At 69.8% G+C, this 13,928-nt stretch carries 10 protein-coding genes; 3 read left to right on the top strand and 7 right to left on the bottom strand.

All coding sequences use genetic code 11. The features are described from left to right. The first annotated feature begins 32 nt into the window (after positions 1 to 32). A complete protein-coding gene (locus WMF14_RS00305; protein WP_437798162.1) occupies positions 33 to 1,979 on the top strand; it encodes a CBS domain-containing protein in 1,947 nt (648 codons plus the stop codon). A gap of 183 nt (positions 1,980 to 2,162) precedes the next feature. On the opposite strand, the gene WMF14_RS00300 is transcribed toward WMF14_RS00305, so the two are convergent. Beyond that, positions 2,163 to 2,369: a hypothetical protein gene (locus WMF14_RS00300; RefSeq protein ID WP_272097100.1), complete on the bottom strand. Its 207-nt coding sequence runs from the start codon at positions 2,367 to 2,369 to the stop codon at positions 2,163 to 2,165. Then, complete coding sequence (locus tag WMF14_RS00295; RefSeq protein WP_437798160.1) at positions 2,366 to 2,578, bottom strand: hypothetical protein; 213 nt, start codon at positions 2,576 to 2,578, stop codon at positions 2,366 to 2,368. Before WMF14_RS00295 ends, WMF14_RS00300 begins: the two co-directional genes overlap by 4 nt. Positions 2,579 to 2,837: 259 nt before the next feature. Between WMF14_RS00295 and fadI the strand changes: the two genes are divergently transcribed. Continuing rightward, positions 2,838 to 4,148, top strand: a complete 1,311-nt coding sequence (fadI, locus tag WMF14_RS00290) for an acetyl-CoA C-acyltransferase FadI (RefSeq protein ID WP_437326908.1) — start codon at positions 2,838 to 2,840, stop codon at positions 4,146 to 4,148. Then, positions 4,145 to 6,373, top strand: a complete 2,229-nt coding sequence (fadJ, locus tag WMF14_RS00285) for a fatty acid oxidation complex subunit alpha FadJ (RefSeq protein ID WP_437798158.1) — start codon at positions 4,145 to 4,147, stop codon at positions 6,371 to 6,373. Before fadI ends, fadJ begins: the two co-directional genes overlap by 4 nt. Here fadJ and WMF14_RS00280 read toward each other — a convergent pair. From WMF14_RS00280 to WMF14_RS00260, 5 genes are all read right to left on the bottom strand, one after another. Further along, positions 6,364 to 6,591, bottom strand: coding sequence for a hypothetical protein (locus WMF14_RS00280; protein ID WP_437798156.1), 228 nt, complete (start codon positions 6,589 to 6,591; stop codon positions 6,364 to 6,366). The two genes, fadJ and WMF14_RS00280, sit on opposite strands and share 10 nt — an antisense overlap. A gap of 74 nt (positions 6,592 to 6,665) precedes the next feature. Then, positions 6,666 to 7,031 carry a hypothetical protein gene (locus WMF14_RS00275; protein ID WP_437798154.1) on the bottom strand — a complete coding sequence of 122 codons (366 nt, stop codon included), beginning with the start codon at positions 7,029 to 7,031 and terminating at the stop codon, positions 6,666 to 6,668. Between the two features lie 52 nt (positions 7,032 to 7,083). After that, positions 7,084 to 8,451, bottom strand: a complete 1,368-nt coding sequence (locus tag WMF14_RS00270) for a restriction endonuclease fold toxin (protein WP_437798152.1) — start codon at positions 8,449 to 8,451, stop codon at positions 7,084 to 7,086. Between the two features lie 163 nt (positions 8,452 to 8,614). Then, positions 8,615 to 9,655 (bottom strand): HEAT repeat domain-containing protein, encoded by a 1,041-nt coding sequence (locus WMF14_RS00265; protein WP_437798150.1) that lies wholly within the window; start codon positions 9,653 to 9,655, stop codon positions 8,615 to 8,617. Then, the gene (locus WMF14_RS00260; RefSeq protein WP_437798148.1) at positions 9,643 to 13,791 is read right to left on the bottom strand and encodes a PAAR-like domain-containing protein; all 4,149 of its coding nucleotides are present in this window, start codon (positions 13,789 to 13,791) and stop codon (positions 9,643 to 9,645) included. Before WMF14_RS00260 ends, WMF14_RS00265 begins: the two co-directional genes overlap by 13 nt. Positions 13,792 to 13,928: the final 137 nt, after the last annotated feature.

Below are 13,928 nucleotides of genomic sequence, written 5' to 3'. Positions count from 1 at the left end.
AGCGGGAGCGAGCGAAAGGCGGGGCGGTCACCATGGGCGAGCAGCACGTCTCCGAGCAGGCGAGCGAGGAGCAGCACCACGCGTTCATGCGGGCGCTGCTCGACGACGTGGAGGCGCTCGAGCGCCTGCTCCGGGAGGATCGCATCGAGTCCGGCGTGCGCCGCATCGGCGCCGAGCAGGAGATGTTCCTCGTCGATCGCGCGCTCCGGCCCGCCCCGCTCGCGCTGGAGGTGCTCGAGCGGGCCGCCGACGCTCGGCTCACGACCGAGCTCGCTCGCTTCAACCTGGAGGCGAACCTCACCCCCCTCCCGTTCGGCGGTGACTGCCTGCGGCGGCTCGAGGCCGAGCTCACGGAGGTCATCGGGCGGGCTGCCGAGGCCGCGCGCTCCGTCGGCGCCGACGTCCTGCTCACGGGCATCCTCCCCACCCTGCGCGCCGGCGACCTCCGCCTCGAGAACCTCACGCCGGCGCCGCGCTACCACGAGCTCAACCGCGCGCTCTTGCGGCTGCGCCAGGGCGACTTCCGCGTCTCGATCCACGGGCTCGACGAGCTCGAGATGACCCACGACAACATCCTGCTCGAGTCGTGCAACACGAGCTTCCAGGTCCACCTCCAGGTCGGGGCGCGGGAGTTCACGTCGCTCTACAACCTCGCGCAGGCGGTGACCGCGCCCGTCCTCGCCGCCGCGGTCAACTCGCCGCTGCTCCTCGGGCAGCGGCTCTGGCACGAGACGCGGATCGCCCTCTTCGAGACGTCGGTCGACACCCGCCCGACCGCGCTCGAGGGCCGGCAGCACAGGCCCCGCGTCCACTTCGGCGACGGCTGGGTGCAGGGCGGCGTGCTCGATCTCTTCCGCGAGGACATCGCGCGGTTCCGCGTGGTCATGACCGCCGAGACCGGCGAGCCCCCCGCGGCCGTGCTCGCGCGCGGGGAGGTGCCGGATCTCAAGGCCCTGCGGGTCCACAACGGCACCGTCTACCGCTGGAACCGCCCCTGTTACGGGGCCGTGGCCGGGGTCGCGCACCTGCGCATCGAGAGCCGCGCGCTGCCCTCGGGGCCAACGGTCCTCGACGAGGTCGCGAACGCCGCCTTCTTCTTCGGCCTCATGTCCGGCCTCGCCGCCGAGCACCCGCGCATCGACCTCGAGATGCCGTTCGAGGACGCCAAGGCGAACTTCTTCGCGGCGGCCCGCCACGGCCTGAAGGCGCAGCTCACGTGGATCGGCGGCCGGAGCCTCCCTGCCCCGGAGCTCATCCTCTCGCACCTCCTCCCCGCCGCCCGGGCGGGCCTCTCGGCCGCGGGCATCGACGCCGCCGACGTCGACCGGTACCTCGGCGTCGTCGAGGAGCGGGTCCGCCGCGGCCAGACGGGCGCGCAGTGGGCGCTCGGCTCGCTCGCGTCCATGGCCGGGCGGGGCACCCCGGAGCTGCGGAACCGCGCCCTCTGCGCCGCGATGCTGGCCCGCCAGCAGGAGGAGGCCCGGGGCGGCGGGGCCGGGCGCCCGGTGCACGCGTGGGAGCCCGCCGCGCTCGAAGACGACCAGGACCTCGTGCGCGACAGCTACCGGACCGTGGGCCAGTTCATGTCGACCGATCTGTTCACGGTGCGGCCCACCGACATCGTCGACTTCGCCGCGAGCGTCATGGACTGGCGGCACGTGCGCCACGTCCCGGTCGAGGACGAGCAGGGCCGGCTCGTCGGCGTCGTCTCCCACCGCGCGCTGCTCCGGCTCGTCGCCCGCGGCGCCGCGGCGGCGCCGAGCGGATCCGCGCCGCCCACGGTCGCGTCCATCATGCGGCCCGATCCCGTGACCGTCGCGCCGGACACGCCGACGCTGGAGGCGATGCGGATCATGCGCGAGCACCGCGTCGGCTGCCTGCCCGTCGTCGCGGGCGACCGGCTGGTGGGCATCGTGACGGAGCGCGATCTCCTCGACGTCTCGGCGGCGCTGCTCGAGGCCTTCCTGCGCGAGGCGTGAGGGCCGCCTGCCGCCCAGAGGCGCCGGAGCGAGAGGGCAGGTGGCCGCGAAAACGCCAAAAAGACGCCAGAAGACGCCAGAGAACGAGTTTCTCCCTCTGGCGTCTTCTGGCGTCTTGGCGGTCGGCTCCTTCGAGCCGCTCAGCGCCCTACGCGCCGGGCGCCTTTCGACCCCGCGCGGAGCTCACAGATCGCTGATCTCGACGCACGTCATTGCGTCGCCCTTGGCCTGGCAGTCGAACACGGTGCCGTAGGTCTTGAAGAAACCCTGCTTCGTGCGCGTGACGTGGTACCGCGTCCCGTCGATCTGCCGGATGCTCGTGTAGCTCCCCTGACAGCCGATCGCGCCGAGGCTCGCGAGCAAGAGCCCGAAAATCAAAGAACGCTTCATTCGCTCGCCTCCGTCGTTACCTCGACCTCGGTGCACTCCGCCTTGCCCGGCGCGTCAGGGCACATCCACATCGCAGGCTGGTTGTTCTTGTGACCGGACACATACACATAACCCGGCGCCGCCGGCGCCGAGTCGCTTGCAAACGTCGCACACCCAGCGAGCGCCGACGCGCCGCAGAGCAACGCACTGCATAGAATGAGTTTCCGCATGGCCAACCACGCTATCGGCAAGCTCAACCGTGGGCCAAATTAGCGCTCAGGCTGTCCCAACCGCTCTTCCTCCCACGTCGCTTTCTCGTGGAGCGCCTCGCCGCCTGCGACACGCTCGCCGCCCACGGTTGACACGCCGCGTTAGCGCACCTAAGGGAATTGCCCCAACCGGTGTGCGCTGGCACGCCGGGATCCGGGGGGCTGCGCGGGGCGCGCGGGGCGGGCTCGCGATGGGCTCTCCGGCAGCAGAGGAGTCGACATGGCTTCAGGCAAGAATGGGAAGGGCGGCAAGGACCGGGTGGCGGTCGTTGCCGGGCTGCGCACGCCGTTCACCAAGGCAGGGACGGCGCTCAAGGCGCTGCGCACCGTCGATCTCGCCGCCACGGTGGTCAAGGAGCTCCTCCAGAGGAGCGAGGTGACCCCGCGCGACATCACGCTGGTCGTCTACGGCCAGGTGGTGCCGACGCTCGACTGGCTCAACATCGCGCGCGAGGTCGTGCTGCGCACCGGCCTGCCCAAGGACACCGACGCCTACAGCGTCTCGCGCGCGTGCGCGACGTCGCTCCAGGCCATGACGAGCGCCGCCGAGGCGATGCTCGCCGGCCAGCACCACGTCGCCCTCGTCGGCGGCGCCGACAGCATGAGCGACGTGCCGCTCGGCGTCTCCCGGAAGCTCGCCTCCGCGCTGACCGACTTCCAGAAGGCCAGGTCGCTCGGCGCCCGGCTGGAGATCCTCTCCCGCCTCTCGCTGAAGGACCTCGTGCCCCCGATCCCGGGCTTCTCGCGCGAGCCGACCACGGGCGAGCAGATGGGCGAGGCCGCCGAGAAGATGGCGAAGCAGAACGGCATCTCGCGCGCCGAGCAGGACGCGATCGCCCACCGCTCGCACACGAACGCCGCGCGCGCCTGGCGCGACGGCACGTACGCCGCCGAGGTCATGCACGTGATCCCCCCGCCCTACGACAAGCCGGTCGAGCGCGACAACGTGGTCCGCGACGACTCGACCCTCGAGGCCTACGCGAAGCTGTCGCCGGCCTTCGATCGGCGGCACGGCACGATCACCGCGGGCAACGCGTCGCCGCTCACGGACGGGGCGAGCGCCCTGCTCCTGATGCGCGAGGGCAAGGCCAAGGCGCTCGGCTACCAGCCGCTCGGGTACGTCAAGTCGTGGTCCTACGCGGCGGTCGACCCGGGCTGGCAGCTCCTGATGGCCCCGGTGCTCGCCGTGCCGCGGGCGCTCGAGCGCGCCGGCCTCTCGCTCGCCGACATGGACCTCGTCGACATGCACGAGGCCTTCGCCGCCCAGGTCGCGTCCAACCTGAAGGCGCTCGCGTCGCCGTCGTTCGCCGCGGAGAAGCTCGGCCGGTCCGCCCCCGTCGGCGAGATCGATCCGGAGAAGCTCAACGTCAACGGCGGCTCGATCGCGCTCGGCCACCCCTTCGCGGCGACGGGAGGGCGCATGGTGCTCTCCACGCTCCGCGAGCTCAAGAAGCGCGGCGGGCATCACGCGCTCCTCACCGTCTGCGCGGCGGGCGGCCTCGGCGCCGCCGTCGTCCTGGAGGCCGCATGACCACGACATCCGCCGCCGCCACGCCGGCCCCCGCGGCCGCGAGCCCGCTCTCCCTCGAGGTGCGCCCCGACGGCGTGGCCGTCGTCACCTACGATGTCCCGGGAGAGGCGGTGAACACGCTGAAGCCCACGTTCACCGGCGATCTCGAGCGGATCGCGGGCCAGATCGCGAGCAACCCGCTCATCAAGGCGGCGATCCTCGTGTCCGGCAAGGCCGACACCTGGATCGCGGGCGCCGACATCGAGATGCTGAAGAGCGTCGCCACGCCGGCCCAGGCCGAGGCGATGTGCCGGGCCGGCCACGAGGCGATCCTGCGGATCGTGCGCTCGCCGAAGCCGATCGTCGCCGCGATCCACGGCGCCGCGCTCGGCGGCGGCCTCGAGGTGGCGCTCGCCTGCCACGCCCGGGTGCTGAGCGACGACCGGAAGACGGTGCTCGGCCTGCCCGAGGTGCAGCTCGGCCTGCTCCCCGGCATCAACGGGCTCCAGCGGCTCGCGGAGCGCGCCGGCCTCCAGGTAGCGCTCGACCACGGCCTCACCGGCAAGAACATGCGCCCCTCGAAGGCGCGGCAGCTCGGCGTCGCCGACGACGTGGTCCCCGTGGCCATCCTGAGGGAGACGGCCGCGGCGCTCGCGCTCAAGCTCGCGCGTGTCGAAGCCGGCCCGCCGTTCCGGCCCAAGCGCGGGAGCGCGCCGAAGCTCGACTCCGCCGCGCTCACCCGCGCGGCCCTCGAGCGGAACCCGATCGGCCGTGCCCTGCTCTTCCAGCAGGTAGCGCGGCAGGCGCGCAAGAAGACCGGCGGGCACTACCCGGCGCCCGAGCGGATCATCGACGTGCTGAGGACCTATGCAGAGAAGGGCTTCGAGGCGTCGAAGGAGGTCGAGGCGCGCGCGTTCGGCGAGCTCGTCGCGTCGAGCACGGCGCACCGGCTGATGGAGCTCTTCTTCGCGACGAACGCGATGAAGAAGGACACCGGCGTGGACGACCCCGCCGTGCAGCCGAAAAAGGTCGAGAAGATCGCGATGATCGGCGCCGGCCTGATGGGGGCAGGCATCGCCTATGTCAGCCTGAACGCCGGCATCCCCGTGCGGCTCCGGGACCGCGACGACGCGTCGATCGGCCGCGGGCTCAAGTACGTGGCCGACATCCTCGGCGAGCGGGTGAAGAAGAAGCAGCTCACGCCGCTCGAGCGCGACGAGAAGCTCGCGCTGCTCACCGCGACGACGGACGGCTCGGGCCTCCGGAGCGCCGATCTCGTGATCGAGGCGGTCTTCGAGGATCTCGCGGTGAAGCACGCGGTCCTGCGGGACGTCGAGGAGCACGGCAAGGACGGGGTGATCTTCGCGTCGAACACGTCGTCGATCCCGATCTCCCGGATCGCGGCCGCGTCGAAGCGCCCGCAGAACGTGGTCGGGATGCACTACTTCAGCCCGGTGCACAAGATGCCGTTGCTCGAGGTCATCCGGACCGAGGCGACGTCTCCCGAGGTGGTCGCGACGGCGGTGGCGGTCGGCAAGCGGCAGGGCAAGACGGTCATCGTCGTGAACGATGGAGTCGGCTTCTACACGAGCCGGATCCTCGGGCCGTACATGAACGAGGCGAGCTGGCTGCTCGCCGAGGGGGTCGCGATCGAGCAGGTCGACGGGGCGCTCGTCGCGTGGGGCTGGCCGGTCGGCCCGCTCGCGCTGCTCGACGAGGTGGGCATCGACGTGGCGGCGCACGTCGGCCCGATCATGCTCGAGGCGTTCGGCGACCGCCTCGCGCCGCCTCCCACGATGGCCCGGCTGGTCTCGGACGACCGCAGGGGCCGCAAGAACGAGCGCGGGATGTACCTGTACGGCGCGGCGGCGAAGAAGAAGGGCAAGGGCAAGCACGCCGACGAGAGCGTCTATGGCGTGCTCGGGCTGCCGGTGCCGAGGGCGAAGGACGGCCCGCCGGTGCCGATCGAGGAGATCCAGCTGCGCTGCTCGCTCCAGCTCGTGAACGAGGCGCTGCACTGTCTCGGCGAGGGGATCCTCCGGAGCCCGCGCGACGGCGACGTCGGCGCGATCTTCGGCCTGGGTTTCCCGCCGTTCCGCGGCGGGCCGTTCCGCTACGTCGACAGCCTCGGCGCCGCGGAGGTGCTCCGCCGCATCGAGATCTACGAGCGCCGCTTCGGCAAGCGCTGGACGCCCGCCCCGGCGCTCGTCGAGGCGGCGAGGACGGGCAAGCCCTTCTACGGCTGACGCGCCTCGGACGGCCGACGCGCCTCGGGGCGCGTGTCACGCACGCCGTACCGGCGCTGCCCCCCCTCACCCGCGCCGTTCGTCTCGGCGACGAGCCGCTCGCCCTCGTACTCCAGCCGGAGCTCGTTGCCGTGCACATCCCGGATCGCCCGCAGCCGCGCCCTCATCGCGCCTCCGTCGGCCGCGAACACCCGCACGCGCCGCGTCCCGAGCTCCACGACACGGTACTCCCGCGCGCCGTCGGCGCTCGTTGCGCGGGAACCTCGTCGGAATCGTGGTGCGCTCGCCTCTCTCAAGAGGAGCCGTGAGCTGACGCCCTATCCTCGGTCAACACGTCGTTGTCGACCCTGTAAATGATGATGTTCTCCCCATCTTCCCCTCGCGCGTGGAAATATCCTGAGATCTCGACCTTCAGGAGCGCGAGCTCGCGGATCGTGTCGCAGAGCAATCTCAGACCTTCCTCTGTGACGTCTGCGCCGTAGAACAGATAGCGTGTCCAGTTGATGGGTTCCTCGCTCCAGCACCAGCCCTTCATGTAGAGCCGCTCTTTGTCGTGACTCTGCCACCGCTCGCGGAGAGAAGTTATGGTAGATATGATCTTCGAGAAGTCGCTGGGTGATGCTTCCAGCCAGCCACGGACCGAGTAAAAATACGACATGGTGCGCCTGGGCAGCTATTGACTCGTGTCAGTCCTATTCGAGTTTTGAGTGTTAAGAGGAGCACTTCCCCTGTGTTGGTGGGGGGAGGCCGACGCGTACTTCGGCGCCCTTACCTTCGATGTAGCTCCGTACTTCTGGGTGCGGTTCCTCTTTGAACCAATATACCGGCTTCTTGTTGCGCTCATCAGCGAGGCGGGCCGTTTCCTTGATCTGGTTTCTGGTGCTCTTGCTGAGGAAATTCTTTGGCTTGTCGACCGCGGCCGGCGAGTCCTTCGCCTGGATGAGTTCTGTAGGTGTTACCGAGTCAATTTCGCGTCCCTCAATGATCTGAGATGTGCCTCCGCTGGCTCTTCTGACCTCTTCCTCCCACGCCTTTCCTGCCTCACCGAGGACCTTACCCTTGGCAAGCCCAAAAGGATCGATGTGCGCGGTCGGGCTGCCGTCGAACGCGAACAGGTTGGGCCCGCCTGCAATCCCCAGGGGATCCGGGTTGCACCACCCGCCGATCTCGGGATCGAAGTACCTGAACCGCGTGTAGCAGAGCCCTGTCTCGTCGTCGGCGTACTGCCCCAGCAGCCTGAACGGCGACTCAACTGCGGTCCTGTGATTGAGCACGCTGATCGGATCCCGCCACACCTCGGCGACCTTCCCCCAGGCCGAGTGCGCCGCCGACCACGCCACGAGCCCCTGTGGATCGAGCAGCTCCTTGGGCGTGCCGAGGTGGTCGTTGACGTAGGTGAGCACGCGCCCGTCCTGCTGCTGCAACACCGGCACGAACGTCCCCGGCGCGTGCACGAACGTCCGCGCTCCTCGCTCGCTGTCGACATCGGCCGCCAGCACATCGCCATCCCACACGAACTCCACCACGCGCGGCAGGCCAACCGCGGCCGCGCCGAGCACCTCCTTGCGCACCCGCCTCCCGAAGGCGTCATAGGTCATGGCGACCCGCGTGCCATCCGGCCGCCGCACCTCGCACAGCCGGTCGCGGCAGTCCCAGGTGTACCGGGTCATGTCCTGCTCGGTCACGGTCCCGCCGTTCGGGTGGCTCTCCCGGTAGCGCGCCAGCTCCATCTTGGCCGTCCGCCGACCGCGCGCGTCGACCTCGTACGCCGCCGCCTCGGTCCTGCGCAGCACCCCGCCGCGCTCGATCTGCCACGACGGCTGCATCCCGTCCGGCGCCTGCTGCGCCTGCGCCAGCAGGCCCACGCCGCCCTGTTCGACGAGCTCGTCGAGCATGCGCGTGATCGAGCCGGCCGGATCGTACGCGAACACCTCGCGCCTGCCGCCGCGCTGCGCGGACAAGAGCCGATCGACGCGGTCATACCGGTACGCCGTCGCCCCCCAGCGCGCGTCGTCGATGCGCTCGACGCGCCCGCGCGCGTCATACGACCATTGCCGCATGACCAGCACCTTCGGCACCCCCGGCGCGGGCGCCGTCGCGCGTTGCCCGCGCCGTTCGTCTCCGCGACGAGCCGCCCGCGCTCGTCGCGCGCGAACGAGGTCGCCTCGCCCGTCGGCAGCAGCACCGCAGGGATGCACCGCTCACGGTGTGACCGCTCGTCGAGGCCTCGGAAGCCGCGGGTCATGCGGGCTGCGGCGCGGAAGTGGGAGCGGCTGGGCGCGTAGGAGGCCATGCGACCGGGCTCTCGCTGCGGCGCTGCCGAGGCGTCATCCCCTCAGGTGCTGTTCTCCGTACCAGTTTGTTCGCTTCGCTGGTCATCGCTCTCGATGCTGTGCGGGTTTGGCGCCCTCCCATCGTGACAAGCTTGTTCCTTGCCTCCTCAAGAATACATCTGTAGAGGAGCGGCCACAGATCGAGAGCAAACTGTCGGCTCACACGCCGCAATGTTTCATTTAGATGCGCCGCTCGGTCTCGTGGTGGTCTGCCATGGGTCGGTTGTTGCACCTTGTTCGCCAAATGCTCCGCCGGTGGACTTGGAGGTGGTCCGATTCGCTGGCGTGTAGGCGCATGCTTGGTTGTGGTTCGCTTGATGGCTCTGTTTCTGCGTGTTCTAATTTCATCTGTACTCGAGCTCGGTAAGCGGTGAAGAGCAGTGCGCGCCAGCTCGCCCCAGTAGGTACCTTCCCAGCTGTGCTCCACCGACGCCCAGAACTCCAGAAGGCGCGGCCTGTTGAGTTTGAACAGTGATTCAATGGCACGCTCCTGGACGTAAACGTCCGGGTCTTGTGTCAGCTTGAGCAGTGTATTTATGGATGTCTCAGAGTTATAGTTCTTCAGCTGCTCGGCGATGATTTGTCGAGGCCGGCGCGAAGGATGAGGACGGAACGCCTCGGACACTAGGAGCCTGAAGATGTCTTCGGATCGATATTTGTTGAGCTCCTGAAGCGCGGCTTCGCGCACATCCTGCGAGGTGTCTGTCGCTGCCATCTCCAGCAGGATCGGAATGGCGCGTTCGTCAATCACGTCTTCAAGCGCATCTACCGCCGCAAGACGTGTGCCAGGGTCTGGACACTCGAGGAGTGGGCTCAGCACCCCGAAGGGATCGCTCACCCGCAGCGTGCCGAACCTACGTGCGGAAAGCCGGCGCGCTCTGGGGTCCTGGCTCTTCAGACCCGCCAACACAGCCTGAAGCTCCGCGGAATTACCTGCTACTTCTTGCATTGCTTGACGTAGCTGGCGGGGATCTGTCCCTCGATCAAGATCTCGTTGTTCTTTTTCATGTCCTGCATTACACCCTGAATGGAGGGCTTGGACATTCCTTCATTTTCCATCATCGTCTTTACGTGTTCGGGTGTTAATACCTTTATAGTTCCGCTCTTCTCGAGCTGCTCTATGTCCTCTCTAGGTATCTTGTAGGTCGATCCGAACTTGGCCGCATTCTTTTGCTCTGTTGCTAGTGATGTGTACCTGCTGGTCATATTGCTCTGCTTCTTCTGCACGTGATCCCATGGCGTTTGTATGTTGGCACTGCTCGCCTCGGGGCTGCCCAGAGGATACCCGACCGGGTCGGTCTTGCCTCGGTAGTCGTCTCCACGATACATGTACTTCGACAGGCCGAGTGGATCCATGGTATTGGCTGGATCTCCAGCCCAGCTGAGAAGATTGCTCCCGCCATGTAGTCCCAGCGGATCGGGGCTGCACCACCCGCCGATCTCGGGATCGAAGTACCTGAACCGCGTGTAGCAGAGCCCTGTCTCGTCATCGGCGTACTGCCCCAGCAGCCTGAACGGCGACTCAACTGCGGTCCTGTGATTGAGCACGCTGATCGGATCCCGCCACACCTCGGCGACCTTCCCCCAGGCCGAGTGCGCCGCCGACCACGCCACGAGCCCCTGTGGATCGAGCAGCTCCTTGGGCGTGCCGAGGTGGTCGTTGACGTAGGTGAGCACGCGCCCGTCCTGCTGCTGCAACACCGGCACGAACGTCCCCGGCGCGTGCACGAACGTCCGCGCTCCTCGCTCGCTGTCGACATCGGCCGCCAGCACATCGCCATCCCAGACGAACTCCACCGCGCGCGACCGGCCCGCCACGGCCGTGGTGATCACCTCCTTGCGCACCCGCCTCCCGAAGGCGTCATAGGTCATGGCGACCCGCGTGCCATCCGGCCGCCGCACCTCGCGCAGCCGGTCGCGGCAGTCCCAGGTGTACCGGGTCATGTCCTGCTCGGTCACGGTCCCGCCGTTCGGGTGGCTCTCCCGGTAGCGCGCCAGCTCCATCTTGGCCGTCCGCCGACCGCGCGCGTCGACCTCGTACGCCGCCGCCTCGGTCCTGCGCAGCACCCCGCCGCGCTCGATCTGCCACGACGGCTGCATCCCGTCCGGCGCCTGCTGCGCCTGCGCCAGCAGGCCCACGCCGCCCTGTTCGACGAGCTCGTCGAGCATGCGCGTGATCGAGCCGGCCGGATCGTACGCGAACACCTCGCGCCTGCCGCCGCGCTGCGCGGACAAGAGCCGATCGACGCGGTCATACCGGTACGCCGTCGCCCCCCAGCGCGCGTCGTCGATGCGCTCGACGCGCCCGCGCGCGTCATAGAGCCACTGCCGCGCCGCCAGCACCTTGGGCACCCCCGGCGCGGGCGCCGTCGCGCGCTGGTCGATCAGCCGGTCCATCGCGTCGTAGCTGCTCCGCACCGCGATCGCGGCCTCGCCCTCCTCGCCGATCTCGCCGCTCGTCCTCTGGAGCTCCCGCCCGAGCACGTCGCGCTCGATCCCGAGGCGGTGCCCGTCGTGCTCGATCGCGCTCAGCGCATCGAGCGCATCGTACGCGTACCGCGTCCTCGCCCCGTCCGGCATCACCCGCTCGACGCGCCGCCCGCGCGCGTCGTACCGGAAACGGACCGCCTTGTCGCCCTGCCGCTCGCACACCACGCGCCCGAACCGGTCGCGCTCGAACCACGTCTCGACGCGCTGCCCGCTCGCCTCCTCGAGCACGGCTCCGTGCAGCCGCCCCACCCGGTCGCGCTCGTAGCGGATCAGCCCGTCCGGGGTCTCGTCGCCCGTGAGGTTGCCCGCGCGGTCGTAGAACAGGTCGCGCCACGTCCCGTCCGCCGCGAGCTCGATGCGCCCGAGCCGCCCCGAGCCGTGGTAGCCGTAGCGCAGCGTGCGCCCGTCGAACGTGTCCTCCTGAGCCACCCTGCCCGCTTCATCGTAACGGAAGGCGTACCGCTCGCCCTTCGGGTTGGTGATGCGGCGCAGCCGCTCCTTCTTCGTGTACTCGAACCTCCACACGCCCCCGCCCGGCTCGACGACCTGCGCCAGCACGCCCGTGCCCTCGTACGCCAGCTGTGTCGTCTGCCCCAGGGAATCGACCAGGCGCGCCGGGTTGCCCATGCGATCGTAGGTCGCGACGGTCCTCGTCCCGTCGGGCCGCTCCACGCGCACCGGCCGCCCCATCGGGTCGTACGTCACGCGCGTCGTCCGCTCGAGCGCGTCGGTCCTCGTTACCGGCCGGCCCATCCCATCATGCGTGTACGCCGTGCGCCCGCCTCGCGCGTCGGTCTCGGCGACCACGTTGTGCCGCGTGTCGTGCTCGTAGCCCAACAGCAAGCCTTCCTGCTCGCCCCCGTGCCCGTACACGCCCGTGACCCGCCCCTGTTCATCGCGCGCGAACGAGATCGCTTCGCCCGTCGGCAGCAACACCGCGCTCACCTCGCCGCGCGCGTCACGCACCACCTGCGTCACCAGCCCTTCCGGGCTGATCTCGCGCACCACGAGGTCGCCCTCGTGCTCCCACCGCGTCTCGTTGCCGAGCGCGTCCACCTCGCGGATCGCGTTCCCGCGCGCGTCGTACCAGCGCTGCACCCCCTCGCCCGCGCCGTTCACCTCCGCGACGAGGAGCGCGTCCTCGTCGTACGCCCGCTCCCACAGCACCGTCCCATCCGGCAGCGCCGCGCGCGTCACCAGCCCGTGCTCGTTCCATGTGTACACCCGCGGCTCCTCGCCGCGGACCTCGGTCGTCCTCGCCCCCGCGTCGCGCCGCAGCTCCACCTCGTGCAGCCCGTCTCGCCCGCCGGTCCTCCGGCACCGGTGCCCGTGGTCGCTCTCGTACGCGTACCAGAACCGCTCGCCGTTCTTCAGCGTCGTCGCGGTCATCCGGTGCCGGACGTCGACCTCGTACGCCTCCACGCCGCCCACCGCGTCGACCGCAGCGATCAGGCAGCCTGCGCGGTCGTAGCGATAATCCACCCACTGCCCCAGCCGCCGCTCCGCCCACAGCTCCAGGCGCGTGATCCGCCCGTCCTTCCACCGCACCTTGAGCTCTCGCCCCGCGGTGTCGATGATCCGGACGAGCCGCTCGCCCTCGTAGTCCAGCCGGATCTCGTTGCCGTGCACATCGCGGATCACCCGCAGGAGCGCCCTCGCCGACCCACCCTCCGCCGCGAACAGCCGCACCTGCCGCGACCCGAGCTCCACCACCCCGTACTCCCGCGCGCCGTCGCGGTGGAGCTCGATCCGCTCGCGCCGGTGGAACGCGCTCTCCCCGGGCTCCACCTTCTCGTACCAGATCCACCGCCCCTCACCGTCGCGCAGCGCGAGGACCTGCTCTCCCTCCTCGATCCATTGCTCGTACGAGAACGCCCAGCCAGGCCCCAGCGCCGCGTCTCGCTCGCTGCACCGCGACGAGCGATAATGCCGCGCCCACACGAGCGGGATCCTCCCCGGGACCGAGATGTCCGTCGCCGCGTCGACCACCGCGCCGTCCGTGACATCGACCGGGTGCCCCTCGGTCGTGCACTGGTCCACCGGCGGCGACGACGACTTTCCCGCCGTCGCCCCCTTGTGGCTTCGCCCGCCTCCGCCCCCTCCACCGCCACCCGGCGCGCTCGGTCCGCGCCCGCCCGGCGCCCCCGCGCCGCCGCCCGCACCACCGCCACCCGCGCCCCCGACACCGCCCGTCCCGCTCGCGGTCGTCCCGGCGCCGGCGGTGACCGACTTGTTCATCTGCCCCATGCTGCCGGTGATCCCGGCCATCCCCAGCTCGATGAGCACGTTCGGCGCGCCGAGCCACGGGAAACAGGGGCCGCCCGTGTTCAGGCTCAGCACCTCTTTCAACGTGCCCGGCTCGTTGCCGTGACACGCCTTCATGCACCCGCCGACCGTGAGGATCTTCCTTCCCTCGATCTTCGTCCGCATCGGCGCGTCGATGACGCCTTCGGCCACCGTGCCCATCGTCGGATAGGGGATCGGCAGCGGGCTCGGCGCGGCCGGCGTGGTGCACACGCTCACGGCCATTCCTGTCATCTGATGGCCAGAGCCCTCGTGCACGGTATCCAGCCCCAGCGCAGTGACCTTGCTCATGGCGACAGCAGGTTCGCCCATGCCCCGCCGGGCATGCAACCGCCGCCCGCACGCGCACGATGCCGACGCGACGCCGGCCTCGCCGATCCCGGCGGCGAAGGAACCGTGCGCCCCCCCTTGCACGCCTCGCCACGCCT

The organism is Sorangium sp. So ce693 (genome assembly GCF_051521375.1).
Lineage (GTDB): Bacteria > Myxococcota_A > Polyangia > Polyangiales > Polyangiaceae > Sorangium > Sorangium atrum.
This window is presented reverse-complemented; position numbering and strand designations above follow the sequence as displayed.